We start from the raw sequence: 14,671 nt of genomic DNA on the forward strand, positions 1-14,671 counted from the left end.
CCGTTTTTATTTGTCGCTCAAACGCTTAGCCCAATAGCGAATGGACTAAGGTCAGAAGTTAAAAGTTGTAAGTCCAAGGTAAATAGCCGGTAAAGGCGCTTTTCTAAATGCGCACCAGTGCTTATCTTTCAGCCTCCCAAAGAAGAAGCTCTCGCGCCCAATGGTTGATCATTCCATGCAATCCTCCCCCCGCAATTCCCGCCGCTGGCTGTTCGGCCTGCTCGTGCTGCTGGTCATCGCCGGCCTGTGCTGGAAATTCTGGCCCGCCAGCCACAAGGACGCCGCCGCCAAGAAACCGGCCGAGCGCGCTGGCAAGTCGGGGATGATGCGCCCGGGCTTCGGCGGTTCCACCGGCCCGATTCCGGTGCGCGTGGCGCCGGCGGTATTGGGTGACTTCCCGGTGTACTACAAGGCGTTGGGCACGGTGACGGCGCTCAACACCATCAATGTGCGCAGCCGGGTGGGTGGCGAACTGGTGAAGATCGCCTTTGAAGAAGGGCAGATGGTCAAGGCCGGTGACCTGTTGGCGGAAATCGACCCGCGCAGCTACCAGAACGCCTTGCTCCAGGCCCAGGGCACGCTATTGCAGAACCAGGCGCAGTTGAAGAACGCCCAGGTCGACGTGCAGCGTTACCGCGACCTGTACGCCCAGGACAGCATCGCCAAACAGACCCTAGACACCGCCGAAGCGCTGGTCCTGCAATACCAGGGCACGGTCAAGACCAACCAGGGCGCGGTGGACGACGCCAAGCTCAACCTCGAATTCACCAAGATCCGCGCGCCGATCAGCGGCCGTGTCGGCCTGCGTCAGGTCGATGTGGGCAATCTGGTGGCGGCCAACGACACCACCTTCCTCGCCGTGATCACCCAGACCCAGCCCATCAGCGTGGTCTTCACCCTGCCGGAAAACACCCTGGACACCGTGCTCACCCGCTACCACGCCGGCAACAAACTGCCCGTTGAAGCCTGGGACCGAGGCGACGTCAAACAACAGGCAACCGGCGTGCTGCAAAGCCTCGACAACCAGATCGACGTGACCACCGGCACCCTGAAGTTCAAGGGCCGTTTCGATAACAAGGACCAGGCGCTGTTCCCCAACCAGTTCGTCAACGTGCACCTGCTTGCCGACACCCTGCACAACGCAGTGCTGGCACCGTCTGCCGCCATCCAGTTCGGCAACAACGGTACCTTCGTCTACAAGCTCGACGGCGACAAGAAGGTCAAGGTCCAGCCCCTGGTGATCGGCGACAGCGATGGCGACAACACCGTGATCAAGGAAGGCCTGGCCGCGGGCGACCGCGTGGTGCTGGAAGGTACCGACCGCTTGAAGGACGGCAGCGAGATCGAAGTGGTCAATGACAGCAGCGAAGTGCCGACCACCCCGACCGAACACCTGCAAGGCAAGCCTGCGGCGAAAGGGGAGACCGGCGCCAGCGCCGGCAAGGCGCAAAAGGTCGGTTCATGAACCTGTCGCGGCTGTTTATCCTTCGCCCGGTTGCTACCACGCTGAGCATGCTGGCCATTGTCCTGGCCGGCATCATCGCGTACCGCTTGCTGCCGGTGTCGGCTCTGCCCCAGGTGGATTACCCGACGATCCGAGTGATGACCCTGTACCCCGGCGCCAGCCCGGACGTGATGACCAGTGCGGTCACCGCGCCCCTCGAACGCCAGTTCGGACAAATGCCCGGGCTGACGCAGATGGCGTCCACCAGCTCGGGCGGCGCTTCGGTGCTGACCCTGCGTTTCAACCTCGACATCAACATGGATGTCGCCGAGCAACAGGTACAGGCCGCGATCAACGCCGCCACCAACCTGCTGCCCAAGGACTTGCCCGCGCCACCGGTGTACAACAAGGTCAACCCGGCCGATACGCCGGTGCTGACCCTGGCGATTACCTCCAAGACCATGCTGTTGCCCAAGCTCAATGACCTGGTCGACACGCGCATGGCGCAAAAAATTGCACAGATCAGCGGCGTCGGCATGGTCAGCATCGCCGGTGGCCAGCGCCAGGCCGTGCGCATCAAGGTCAACCCGGAGGCCCTGGCGGCCAATGGTTTGAACCTGTCGGATGTGCGTACCCTGATCGCCGCGTCCAACGTCAACCAGCCCAAGGGCAACTTTGACGGCCCCACTCGCGTGTCGATGCTCGATGCCAACGATCAGTTGGTCTCGCCCCAGCAGTACGCCGAGCTGATCCTGGCCTACAACAACGGTGCGCCGTTGCGTCTGAAGGACGTGGCACAGATCGTCGACGGCGCCGAGAACGAACGCCTCGCCGCCTGGGCCAATGAAAATCAGGCCGTGCTGCTCAATATCCAGCGCCAGCCGGGCGCCAACGTGATTGAAGTGGTGGACCGCATCAAGGCGCTGCTGCCGAGCATCACCGACAACCTGCCCGCAGGCCTTGACGTGACGGTGCTCACCGACCGCACCCAGACCATCCGCGCCTCGGTCACCGATGTACAACACGAATTGCTGATCGCCATTGCCCTGGTGGTGATGGTGACGTTCCTGTTCCTGCGCCGTTTCAGCGCCACGATCATTCCGTCCATCGCCGTGCCGTTGTCGCTGGTGGGCACCTTTGGCGTGATGTACCTGGCGGGGTTCTCCATCAACAACCTGACGCTGATGGCCCTGACCATCGCCACCGGGTTCGTGGTGGACGACGCCATCGTGATGCTGGAGAACATCTCCCGCTACATCGAGGAAGGCGAGACGCCGCTGGCCGCCGCGCTCAAGGGCGCCAAGCAGATCGGCTTTACCCTGGTGTCCCTGACCTTGTCGCTGATCGCCGTATTGATCCCGTTGCTGTTCATGGCCGATGTGGTCGGGCGCCTGTTCCGCGAATTTGCCATCACCCTGGCAGTCGCCATCCTTATTTCCCTGGTGGTGTCCCTGACCCTTACACCGATGATGTGCGCGCGCTTGCTCAAGCGTGAGCCCAAGGAAGAAGAGCAGGGGCGTTTCTACAAGGCCAGCGGCGCGTGGATCGATTGGCTGATCGAAGCCTACGGGCGCAAATTGCAGTGGGTGCTCAAGCACCAGCCGCTGACCCTGCTGGTGGCCATCGCCACCCTGGGCCTCACCGTGTTCCTGTACCTGGTGGTGCCCAAGGGCTTCTTCCCGGTGCAGGACACCGGCGTCATCCAGGGCATTTCCGAGGCACCGCAGTCGATCTCGTTTGCGGCCATGAGCCAGCGCCAGCAGGAGCTGGCCAAGATCATCCTGGCCGACCCGGCCGTGGAAAGCCTGTCTTCTTACATTGGTGTGGACGGTGATAACGCCACCCTCAACAGCGGTCGCCTGCTGATCAACCTCAAGCCCCACGGCCAGCGCGACTTGAGCGCCGCCCAGGTGATCACGCGCCTGCAGCCGGAAATCGACAAGCTGGTGGGCATCCGCCTGTTCATGCAGCCGGTGCAGGACCTGACCATCGAAGACCGCGTCAGCCGTACCCAGTACCAGTTCAGCATGTCCTCGCCTGACGCCGACCTGCTGGCGCTGTGGAGTGACAAGCTGGTGCATGCGTTGAGCCAATTGCCGGAACTGACCGATGTGGCCAGCGACCTGCAGGACAAGGGCCTGCAAGTGTTCCTGGTGATCGACCGCGACGCGGCTTCGCGGCTGGGCGTGAGTGTGTCGACCATCACTGATGCGCTGTACGACGCCTTCGGCCAGCGGCAGATTTCTACGATTTACACCCAGGCCAGCCAGTACCGCGTGGTGTTGCAGGCCCAGTCCGGCGAAACCCTCGGCCCGGCCGCGCTGAACCAGATTCATGTGAAAACCACCGACGGCGGGCAGGTGCGCCTGTCCAGCCTGGCGCATGTGGAGCAGCGCCAGGCACAGTTGGCCGTCGCGCATATCGGCCAGTTCCCGGCAGTGATGATGTCGTTCAACCTGGCCCCCGGCGTGGCGCTGGGCAAAGGCGTGGAGCTGATTAACCAGACCCAGAAGGACATCGGCATGCCGGTGGGCGTGCAGACCCAGTTCCAGGGCGCGGCCCAGGCGTTCGAAGCCTCGTTGTCGAGCACCTTGCTGCTGATCCTGGCGGCAGTGGTCACCATGTACATCGTGCTCGGCGTGCTCTACGAGAGTTATATCCACCCGATCACCATTCTCTCGACCTTGCCGTCGGCCGCCGTGGGGGCGCTATTGGCGTTGCTGCTCAGCGGCAATGACCTGGGCATGATCGCGATCATCGGCATCATCTTGCTGATCGGTATCGTGAAGAAGAACGCGATCATGATGATCGACTTCGCCCTCGACGCCGAACGCAACCAGGGCCTGGACCCGCAGACCGCGATCTACCAGGCGGCGCTGTTGCGCTTCCGGCCGATCCTGATGACCACGCTGGCGGCCTTGTTCGGCGCGGTGCCGTTGATGCTGGCCACCGGTTCCGGCGCGGAGTTGCGCCAGCCCCTGGGCCTGGTGATGGTCGGCGGCCTGCTGGTGAGCCAGGTACTGACCCTGTTCACCACGCCGGTCATCTACCTGTACTTCGATCGTCTGGGCCGGCGCTGGCGCAAAGAGCCGCAAAGCCTGGAGCCGGTTGAGTCATGAACCTGTCCGGACCTTTCATTCGCCGGCCGGTAGCTACCATGCTGCTGAGCCTGGCGATCATGTTGCTGGGCGGCGTGAGCTTCAACTTGTTGCCGGTCTCGCCGTTGCCGCAGATCGACTTCCCGGTGATCGTGGTGTCGGCCAGCTTGCCCGGGGCCAGCCCCGAGGTGATGGCGTCCACCGTGGCCACGCCGCTGGAGCGCTCCTTCGGCTCGATTGCCGGCATCACCACCATGAGCAGCTCGTCGAGCCAGGGCTCCACGCGGGTGATCCTGGCGTTCGACTCCGACCGGGACATCAACGGGGCGGCGCGGGAAGTGCAGGCGGCGATCAATGCATCGCGCAACCTGTTGCCCAGTGGCATGCGCAGCATGCCCACCTACAAGAAGATCAACCCGTCCCAGGCGCCGATCATGGTGCTGTCGCTGACCTCGGACGTGCTGCCCAAGGGCGAGTTGTACGACCTGGCCTCGACCATCCTGTCCCAAAGCCTGTCCCAGGTGCCGGGCGTGGGCGAAGTGCAGATCGGCGGCAGTTCGTTGCCCGCCGTGCGCATCGAGTTGCAGCCCAAGGCCCTCGACCAATACGGCGTAGCCCTCGACGACGTGCGCAATACCATCGCCAACGCCAACCAGCGCCGGCCTAAAGGTTCCCTGGAAGACAGCGAGCGCAACTGGCAGATCCAGGCCAACGACCAACTGGAAAAAGCCAAGGACTACGAGCCGCTGCTGATTCGCTACCAGAACGGCGCCGCCTTGCGCCTGGGGGATGTGGCCAAGATCAGCGACGGCGTGGAAGACCGCTACAACAGCGGCTTCTTCAACAATGATGCGGCGGTGCTGCTGGTGATCAACCGCCAGTCCGGCGCCAACATCATCGAGACCGTACGGCAGATCAAGGCGCAATTGCCGGCCTTGCAGGCGGTGCTGCCGAGCAGCGTCAAGCTGAGCCTGGCGATGGACCGCTCGCCGGTGATCACCGCGACCTTGCATGAAGCCGAAATGACCCTGCTGATTGCCGTGGCGCTGGTGATCCTGGTGGTCTACCTGTTCCTGGGCAACTTCCGCGCCTCGCTGATTCCGACGCTGGCGGTGCCGGTGTCGCTGGTGGGCACTTTTGCGGTGATGTACCTGTTTGGCTTCTCGCTGAACAACTTCTCGCTGATGGCGCTGATCCTGGCCACCGGCCTGGTGGTGGATGACGCCATCGTGGTGCTGGAGAACATTTCTCGGCATATCGACGAGGGCGTGCCGCCGATGAAGGCGGCGTACCTGGGCGCCCAGGAAGTCGGGTTTACCTTGCTGTCGATGAACGTGTCGCTGGTGGCGGTGTTCCTGTCGATCCTGTTCATGGGCGGGATTGTCACCAACCTGTTCCGCGAGTTTTCCATCACGCTGTCGGCGGCGATCATCGTGTCGCTGGTGGTGTCGCTGACGCTGACGCCGATGCTCTGCGCACGCTGGCTCAAGCCGCATATCAAAGGCCAGATGACCGGCCTGCAACGCTGGAGCCAGAAGGTCAACGACCGTATGGTCGCCGGTTATGCCACCAGCCTTGACTGGGTGTTGCGCCACCGGCGCCTGACCTTGTTCAGTCTGTTGCTGACGATTGGCGTCAACGTCGCCCTGTATGTGGTGGTGCCGAAGACGTTCATGCCGCAGCAGGACACCGGGCAGTTGATCGGTTTTGTGCGCGGTGACGACGGCCTGTCGTTCGGCGTGATGCAGCCGAAGATGGAAACCTTTCGCCAGGCTGTGCTCAAGGACCCGGCGGTGCTCAGCGTGGCCGGCTTCATTGGTGGCAACAACGGCACCAATAACGCGGTGATGCTGGTGCGCCTCAAGCCCATCAGCGAGCGCAAGATTTCCGCCCAGGCGGTGATCGAGCGCCTGCGCAAGGACGTGCCACTGGTGCCGGGCGGGCGGTTGTTCCTGATGGCCGACCAGGACCTGCAGTTTGGTGGCAGCCGTGACCAGAGCAGCGCGCAGTATTCCTACATCCTGCAGAGCGGTGACCTGGCGGCGCTGCGCGAGTGGTACCCGAAGGTGGTGGCCGCGTTCCATACGTTGCCTGAGCTGACCGCCATCGACGCCCGTGAAGGACGCGGCGCAGCGCAGGTCACGCTGATCGTGGACCGCGACCAGGCCAAGCGCCTCGGGGTGGACATGGCCATGGTCACCTCGGTGCTCAACAACGCCTACAGCCAACGGCAGATCTCGACCATCTACGACAGCCTCAACCAGTACCAGGTGGTGATGGAGGTCAACCCGCTTTATGCCAAGGACCCGATCACCCTCAACCAGGTGCAGGTCATCACCTCCACGGGCGCGCGGATTCCGCTGTCGACCATCGCCCATTACGAAAACAGCCTGGCCGATGACACCGTGCGCCATGAGGGCCAGTTCGCTTCGCAGAACATTGCCTTCGATATGGCGCCCGGCGTGACGGTGGAGCAGGGCATGGCCGCCATCGAACGGGCGGTGGCCAAGGTCGGCTTGCCGGAAGACGTGATCGCCAAGATGGCCGGCACCGCCGATGCGTTTGCGGCGACCCAGAAGGGCCAGCCGTTCATGATCCTCGGCGCGCTGGTGGCGGTGTACCTGGTGCTGGGCATCCTGTACGAAAGCTACATTCATCCGTTGACCATCCTGTCCACCTTGCCGTCGGCGGGGGTGGGGGCGCTGCTGTCCATCTACCTGTTGGGCGGCGAGTTCAGCCTGATCTCGCTGTTGGGCTTGTTCCTGCTGATCGGCGTGGTGAAGAAAAACGCGATCCTGATGATCGACCTGGCGCTGCAACTGGAACGCCACGATGGCATGAGCCCGCTGGAGTCGATCCGCAGTGCCTGCCTGCTGCGTCTGCGGCCGATCCTGATGACCACCCTGGCGGCGATCCTCGGCGCATTGCCGTTGCTGCTCGGCGCCGGCGATGGCGCCGAAATGCGCCAGCCCCTGGGCCTGACCATTATCGGTGGCCTGGTGTTCAGCCAGATCCTGACCCTTTACACCACCCCGGTGGTTTACCTCTATCTAGACCGCGCACGCCATCGCTTCAATGCCTGGCGCGGCGTGCGGACCGATGCTGCCTTGGACACTGCGCTATGACCGATTCAACACCTGCCAATGCACCGCATCTGTTTGCCGCTCCGATGCATTTTCCTGTAGGAGCCGGCTTGCCGGCGAAAAACGCCCATGCACCGCGTACCTGCGGATTGAGCGCATTCTCGTTGACCACCTTCGCGAGTAAGTTCGTTCCTACCGTCGTGTTGGCCCTGCTGCTCAGCGCCTGCGCCATCGGCCCCGACTACAAACGCCCGGACGTCATCGAACCGGCGCAATTCAAGGAAGCCCAGGGCTGGCGCCAAGCCACCCCCAGCGACTCCCTGGCCCGTGGCGCCTGGTGGGAGCTCTACGGCGACCCTCAGCTCAATGACCTGGTGGTGCGCCTGAACACTTCCAACCAGACCGTCGCCCAGGCCGAAGCGCGCTTTCGCCAGGCCCAGGCCCAAGTGCGCAGTGCCCGTGGCGCGTTTTTCCCGACGGTGGACCTGAGCGCCGGTAAAACCCGCGCCAGCCAGGGCACTGGCAGCAGTAACGCCAGCCTGAGCAGTTCCAGCAGCGGTATCCGTGACACCCTCAATGCTCAACTGGGTGTGAGTTGGGAAGCCGACGTCTGGGGCAAGCTGCGCCGAGGCCTGGAAGCCAATGAAGCCACGGCCGAAGCCAGCTCGGCGGACCTGGCGGCGATGCGCCTGAGCCAGCAATCGGAACTGGTGCAGGACTACCTGCAACTGCGAGTCATGGACGAACAGACCCGTCTGCTGCAAGCCACATTGGACGCCTACCAGCGTTCGCTGACCATGACCGAAAACCAATACCGTGCCGGCATTTCCGGCAAGGACGCCATCGCCCAGGCGCAAACCCAGCTCAAGACCACCCAGGCCAGCCTGATCGACCTGATCTGGCAGCGCGCCCAGCTGGAAAACGCCATCGCGGTGTTGATCGGCGAGGCGCCGGCCAACTTCAACCTGGCCGTCAGCCAAAGCATCCCGGCGCTGCCGCAGATTCCGGCGAGCGTGCCGTCGCAGCTGCTGGAACGCCGCCCGGACATCGCCTCGGCCGAACGTTCGGTGATCGCCGCCAACGCCAACATTGGCGTGGCCAAGGCTGCTTACTACCCGGACCTGACCCTGAGCCTGGCCGGCGGCTATTCGAGCAGCACCTATGCCGACTGGATCAGCCTGCCGAACCGTTTCTGGTCGGTGGGGCCCAAACTGGCCATGACCCTGTTCGACGGCGGCCAGCGTTCGGCCGAAGTCGACCGCAGCATCGCCAGCTATGACGAAACCGTGGCCAAGTACCGCCAGACCGTGCTCGACGGCTTCCGTGAAGTGGAAAACTACATGGTGCAGCTCAAGGTGCTGGAAGACGAGGCCGTGGTCAGCAACGAAGCGCTGGCCGCAGCACGTGAATCCCTGCGCCTGACCCAGAACCAGTACAAGGCCGGCCTGATCGCCTACCTGGATGTGGTTACCGTACAGGCCACGGCCCTGAGCAACGAGCGCACGGTGCTGACCCTGCTGCAGACTCGATTGGTGGCCAGTGTGCAACTGATCGCCGCGCTGGGTGGCGGTTGGGATGGCAACACGGATGTGAAGACTGACTGAGTGTGGGAGCCGGGCTTGTGTGGGAGCTGGCTTGCCTGCGATACAGGCGACTCGGTGGTCAGGTGCAACGAGGCGATGCTATCGCAGGCAAGCCAGCTCCCACATTTGGATCTATGCCCGGCCGGGAAACTGGGTACACCACCGACCCCCTGTAGGAGCCGGCTTGCCGGCGATCGCGGTGGTCCAGTCGACTTTGCGGTAGCTGATGCACCGCTATCGCAGGCAAGCCAGTTCCCACACAAACCCCATATTTGGATTCAATTTCGCGCCGAATTTCCTTCGGTTTTGAGTCGGTAGATTGACGTCAAAATGCCAGTGATGGCTATACGCTAATAATTCAACTGTACAAGAATTATTCTCGCTACAATCGCTCGCTTTGCCACCTGGCACGGGCTTTTCAGGCCCGTCGGTTTTGAGAAGTCCCATGCTCATCGGTAGTTATTCTCCCTCTCTTGTCGTGATCTCCTTGTTCGTCGCGATCCTGGCGTCCTATACCGCCCTGGACCTGGCCGGTCGCATCGCGACCACCAAAGGCCGCGCGGTGTACCTGTGGATGACCGGCGGGGCCGTGGCGATGGGGGTGGGCGTGTGGTCCATGCACTTTATCGGCATGTTGGCGTTGCGCCTGCCGTTCGCCCTGGGCTTTGACGTGGGCATTACCGCGCTGTCGCTGTTGATCGCGGTGCTCTCCAGCGGCTTCGCATTATGGCTGATCAACCAACCCCGCCTGCTCGCCTGGCAACTGGCGTTTGGCGCATTGGTCATGGGCGCCGGCATCAGCACCATGCACTACACCGGCATGGCCGCCATGCGCATGACCCCCGGCATTGACTACGACCCCACGCTGTTTGGCGCCTCGTTGCTGATCGCCGTGGTGGCGTCCGGCGCAGCGCTGTGGATCGCCCACAACTTGCGGCGCAACACCCCGTACGTGCGCCTGGCGCGCGGCGGCGCGGCGGTGGTAATGGGCGTGGCGATCGTCGGCATGCACTACACCGGCATGGCCGCCGCACGCTTTGCCGACGAGAGTTTCTGTGGCGCGGCGCTGACCGGCTTGAGCGGTAAAGGCCTGGACAACGTGGTGTTGGTGACCTCGTTGGCGGTGTTGATCATCGCACTGCTGACCTCGTTGCTCGACGCTCGCCTGGAAGCCCGCACGGCGGTGCTGGCCGATTCCCTGACCCTGGCCAACCAGGAACTGACTCACCTGGCGCTGCACGACATGCTCACTGGCCTGCCCAATCGCACCTTGTTGGCCGACCGTATCCAGCAGGCCATTCAGGCAGTGAAGGAGCAGGGCGGTTGCTTTGCGCTGATGTTTATCGACCTGGATGGCTTCAAGCCGGTCAACGACGCCTTCGGTCACCACATGGGCGACCAGTTGCTGCGCGAAGTCGGCCTGCGCCTGCGGGAAGACCTACGCGGTCAGGACACCCTGGCGCGTATCGGCGGCGATGAATTCGTGCTGCTGGTGCAACTGAGCCAGCCCGATGACGCCATGGGCCTGGCCGAGCGCCAGGTGGGCCTGATCAATCGCGCGTTCAAGGTGGCCGAACACGAATTGAAGATTTCGGCCAGCGTCGGCATTGCCATGTTCCCGGGGAACGGCAACAACCCCCAGGAACTGTTGATGAACGCCGATGCCGCGATGTACCACGCCAAGGGCATGGGCAAGAACGGCTACAGCTTCTTCGATGTGTCGATGAACACCAATGCGCGCAAGCAACTGCAACTGCTGCAGGACTTACGCAATGCCGTCGAGCACGAGCAATTCCGTTTGTATTACCAGCCCAAGTTCGACGCGGTCAGTGGTATCGCGGTGGGCGCCGAGGCCTTGTTGCGTTGGGAGCATCCGCAACAGGGCCTGTTGTTGCCGGCGATGTTTATCGAGCTGGCGGAAAAGACCGGGCTGATCATTCCGATTGGCGAATGGGTGCTCAACGAAGCCTGTCGCCAGATGGCGCTGTGGTACGCCCAGGGCTATGAGGACTGGCGCATTGCGGTGAACCTGTCGGCCTTGCAGTTCTGTCACGCCGGGCTGGTCAAGAGCGTGGCCACTGCACTGGAGCGTCACCAGTTGCCGGCCAACAGCCTGACCCTGGAAATCACCGAGACCACCGCCATGAGCGACGCCGACGCGAGCATGACGGTGTTGCAACAGCTCTCCGACATGGGCGTCGACCTGTCCATCGATGATTTCGGTACCGGCTACTCCAGCCTTATGTACCTCAAGCGCCTGCCGGCCAACGAGTTGAAGATTGACCGGGGCTTCGTGCGCGACCTGGAGCACGACAGCGACGACGCCGCCATCGTTTCGGCCATTGTTGCCCTGGGTCAGGCCCTGGGCCTGCGTATTGTGGCCGAAGGCGTGGAGACCGATGTGCAGCAGAACTTCCTGACGCGCCTGGGGTGTAATTCCCTGCAAGGCTACCTGTTGGGGCACCCGCTGCCTGCCGATGGATTCATGGCCGATATCCAGCGCGCCGAAGACGCCGTAGCCCCTGACAAAAGCCGTGCGTGACAGGTATTCTTGGATCCAGCCATACACATCAGGTTGAATCAGGAGACCACACGCATGGACAAAGTCGTCATCATCACCGGGGGCAGTCGTGGGATTGGCGCCGAGACGGCCTTGCTGGCGGCGCGCCAGGGCTATCGCATCTGCATCAACTACCAGTCTGACGAAGAGGCGGCCCATCGCGTGCTGGAGCAGGTCCGTGCGCTGGGTGCCCAGGCGATCACTGTGCGCGCCGATGTGAGCATCGAGGATGAAGTGATCGGCCTGTTCCACCGCGTCGATGCCGAGCTGGGCCGAGTCACTGCGCTGGTCAACAATGCCGGTACCGTGGGGCATAAGTCGCGGGTCGATGAAATGTCCGAGTTCCGCATTCTCAAGATCATGAAGACCAACGTGCTGGGGCCGATCCTGTGTGCCAAGCATGCGGTGCTGCGCATGTCGCCAAAGCATGGCGGGCAGGGCGGCAGCATTGTCAACGTGTCGTCGGTCGCGGCGCGCCTGGGGTCGCCGGGCGAGTACGTCGACTATGCCGCGTCCAAAGGCGCGCTCGACACCTTCACCGTGGGCCTGTCCAAGGAAGTGGCAGGTGAGGGCATTCGGGTCAACGCCGTACGTCCTGGCTATATCTTTACTGACTTCCATGCCCTCAGTGGCGATCCGGACCGTGTCAGCAAACTCGAGTCGGGCATCCCCATGGCGCGCGGCGGGCGCCCGGATGAAGTGGCCGAGGCGATTATCTGGTTGCTGTCGGACAAAGCCTCGTATACCACCGGCACCTTTCTGGATTTGGGCGGCGGCCGCTAAGGGCGTGGGTGGTCAGGTCGGCAGGTAGCGCAGAATCTCGTAGCCTTTATAGGAAAAGGCCTGCAACAGGCGGGCCTCCGAGTTGTGGGCGGTGCCATAGCCATTTGTGCAAAAACCGTCGATATAGCCATTGCGGTTTCGGCTGCAACTGAGGGCGCGATCGTCGACGTTGTCGATGAAACGCAAGACTTTGTCTAGGTCGTAGGCCGCGTTGGCCCGGGATTTCGGGTCAGGGTTAGCCTCGGTCCAATTACCGACCTGCATCATCAATTCATCAAGCACGTGGTAGTTGTCGTGGTTGTCCAGTAAGCGCCTCAGCACCGGGCTTTGTTCGATGATCCGTTCTGCCGAGCGATGGTCGCCGGCCGGGCGTCCCATCGGGCTGGTCATCTCGCGCACTTGTTTCTGTTCGGCTGCACGCATGTAGTTGGGGGGGATGGGTGACCGTGGAAGGCCCGTGCGAATAGGCATGCTCATGGGGAACTCAACATTGAACCAGGGAAGGTGCAATCTTCAATAAGAGAAGAATGCGCCCTCCTGTGTGGCCATTTCCTTGATTCGGTTCCGGCTCAAAATGACCGCACGATCCGCCCCAATGTCTCCATCGCTTTCTCCGATGCCTCGGTCCATGGGCTGCCATAGTTCAGGCGAATGCAGTTGCGAAAGCGCTGGGTCGCCGAGAAGATCGGCCCTGGTGCGATGCTGATGCCTTGGGCCAACGCCATCTGGAACAGTTTCAGCGAGTCGGTCTGCTCCGGCAGTTCCAGCCACAGGAAATAGCCTCCGGCCGGCTGGCTGACCCGGGTCTGCGCCGGGAAGTAACGGGCAATCGCCGCCAGCATCGCACTTTGCTGTTCTTCCAGGGCGTAGCGCAATTTGCGCAAGTGCCGGTCATACCCGCCATGTTGCAGGTAGTCGGCAATCGCCGCCTGGGCCGGCATTGAGGGGCACAACGAGGTCATCAGCTTCAGGCGCTCGACTTTCTGCGCAAAGCGCCCGGCCGCCACCCAGCCCACGCGGTAGCCCGGGGCCAGGCTCTTGGCGAACGAGCCGCAATGCATCACCAACCCTTCAGTGTCAAAGGCCTTGGCCGGCTTGGGCGCCTGCTGCCCGTAATACAGCTCGGCGTACACATCGTCTTCGATCAGCGGTACCTGATGGCTGCGCAGCAGCTCCACCAACGCTTGTTTCTTGGCTTCCGGCAGGGTGGCGCCCATGGGGTTCTGGAAGCTGGTCATGGTCCAGCATGCCTTGATCGGGTAGCGCTCGAGGCTTTGGGCCAGGGCGTTGAGGTCAATGCCGTCGCGCGGGTGCACGGGGATTTCCACGGCTTTGAGTTTCAAGCGCTCCAGTACCTGCAGGCAGGCGTAGAACGCCGGCGCTTCAATCGCCACCAGGTCGCCGGGTTCCGTCACCGCTTGTAAGCACAGGTTGAGGGCCTCCAGGGCGCCATTGGTGATCAGCAGTTCTTCCATCGGCAGCATCAGGCCGCCGACCATGTAGCGCAGGGCGATCTGCCGACGCAGTTGCGGGTTGCCCGGCGACATATCGGTGACCACCAGGCGCGGGTCCATCTCGCGGCTGGCGCTGGCCAGGGAGCGGGCCAGGCGCGGCAGCGGGAACAGCATGGGGCTGGGGAACGCCGAGCCGAACGGCACGGTGTTCGGGTCCTTGATCGAGTCGAGCACCGAGAACACCAGTTCGCTGACGTCGACTTCGGTGGACTCGTGCACCTGTTCGCTTACCACCGGTTCGGAAAACGGGCTGGGCGCATGGGTATTCACAAAGTAGCCCGAACGCGGCCGTGCGCGAATCAGCCCGCGCCGCTCCAGCAGGTAGTAGGCCTGGAACACCGTGGACGGGCTGACGCCGTAGGTCTGGCTGGCATAGCGCACCGACGGCACGCGCTGGCCGGGGCCAAGCACCCCGGAGCGGATCAGTTCTGCGATGTCATCGGCGAATTTTTCGTAGCGTTTCATGGGGGCCTAATTAACGTGTTGAAATTGACGCCGGGCAACATGTGGGAGCTGGCTTGCCTGCGATGACGGCGGCACATCCGACGGCAGTGCTGGCTGACCTGACGCTATCGCGGGCAAGCCCGCTCCCACAGTTGGATTTTC

The 14,671-nt window shown here is 62.9% G+C and carries 8 protein-coding genes; 6 read left to right on the top strand and 2 right to left on the bottom strand.

From position 1 onward, the window contains the following. The first annotated feature begins 160 nt into the window (after positions 1-160). From AC07SU_RS11310 to AC07SU_RS11335, 6 genes are all read left to right on the top strand, one after another. Complete coding sequence (locus AC07SU_RS11310; RefSeq protein WP_494997052.1) at positions 161-1,465, top strand: MdtA/MuxA family multidrug efflux RND transporter periplasmic adaptor subunit; 1,305 nt, start codon at positions 161-163, stop codon at positions 1,463-1,465. Continuing rightward, entirely contained in the window at positions 1,462-4,563 is a 3,102-nt protein-coding gene (locus tag AC07SU_RS11315) for an MdtB/MuxB family multidrug efflux RND transporter permease subunit (protein ID WP_176998372.1), read from the top strand. Before AC07SU_RS11310 ends, AC07SU_RS11315 begins: the two co-directional genes overlap by 4 nt. Beyond that, complete coding sequence (locus AC07SU_RS11320) at positions 4,560-7,667, top strand: efflux RND transporter permease subunit (protein ID WP_176998371.1); 3,108 nt, start codon at positions 4,560-4,562, stop codon at positions 7,665-7,667. The genes AC07SU_RS11315 and AC07SU_RS11320 overlap by 4 nt, the downstream gene beginning before the upstream one ends. Next, positions 7,664-9,229, top strand: coding sequence for an efflux transporter outer membrane subunit (locus AC07SU_RS11325; RefSeq protein WP_494997053.1), 1,566 nt, complete (start codon positions 7,664-7,666; stop codon positions 9,227-9,229). Before AC07SU_RS11320 ends, AC07SU_RS11325 begins: the two co-directional genes overlap by 4 nt. A 424-nt stretch (positions 9,230-9,653) precedes the next feature. Next, a complete protein-coding gene (locus tag AC07SU_RS11330) occupies positions 9,654-11,750 on the top strand; it encodes a putative bifunctional diguanylate cyclase/phosphodiesterase (protein WP_494997054.1) in 2,097 nt (698 codons plus the stop codon). 54 nt (positions 11,751-11,804) lie between these two features. After that, positions 11,805-12,551 (top strand): SDR family oxidoreductase, encoded by a 747-nt coding sequence (locus tag AC07SU_RS11335; protein ID WP_176998368.1) that lies wholly within the window; start codon positions 11,805-11,807, stop codon positions 12,549-12,551. A gap of 12 nt (positions 12,552-12,563) precedes the next feature. Here AC07SU_RS11335 and AC07SU_RS11340 read toward each other — a convergent pair whose 3' ends face one another. Continuing rightward, positions 12,564-13,028, bottom strand: a complete 465-nt coding sequence (locus AC07SU_RS11340; RefSeq protein ID WP_494997055.1) for a hypothetical protein — start codon at positions 13,026-13,028, stop codon at positions 12,564-12,566. Between the two features lie 92 nt (positions 13,029-13,120). After that, on the bottom strand, positions 13,121-14,530 hold the full coding sequence (gene mapR / locus AC07SU_RS11345; protein WP_176998367.1) for a GntR family transcriptional regulator MpaR: 1,410 nt from the start codon (positions 14,528-14,530) through the stop codon (positions 13,121-13,123). Positions 14,531-14,671 lie beyond the last annotated feature (141 nt).

Source organism: Pseudomonas sp. GW821-FHT05H12 (assembly GCF_059419385.1).

Coding starts and splice junctions, on each gene's coding strand:
- mapR (WP_176998367.1), bottom strand. CDS start 14,530: ATGAAACGCTACGAAAAATTCGCCGATGACATCGCAGAACTGATCCGC.
- AC07SU_RS11310 (WP_494997052.1), top strand. CDS start 161: ATGGTTGATCATTCCATGCAATCCTCCCCCCGCAATTCCCGCCGCTGG.
- AC07SU_RS11330 (WP_494997054.1), top strand. CDS start 9,654: ATGCTCATCGGTAGTTATTCTCCCTCTCTTGTCGTGATCTCCTTGTTC.
- AC07SU_RS11315 (WP_176998372.1), top strand. CDS start 1,462: ATGAACCTGTCGCGGCTGTTTATCCTTCGCCCGGTTGCTACCACGCTG.
- AC07SU_RS11325 (WP_494997053.1), top strand. CDS start 7,664: ATGACCGATTCAACACCTGCCAATGCACCGCATCTGTTTGCCGCTCCG.
- AC07SU_RS11335 (WP_176998368.1), top strand. CDS start 11,805: ATGGACAAAGTCGTCATCATCACCGGGGGCAGTCGTGGGATTGGCGCC.
- AC07SU_RS11320 (WP_176998371.1), top strand. CDS start 4,560: ATGAACCTGTCCGGACCTTTCATTCGCCGGCCGGTAGCTACCATGCTG.
- AC07SU_RS11340 (WP_494997055.1), bottom strand. CDS start 13,028: ATGAGCATGCCTATTCGCACGGGCCTTCCACGGTCACCCATCCCCCCC.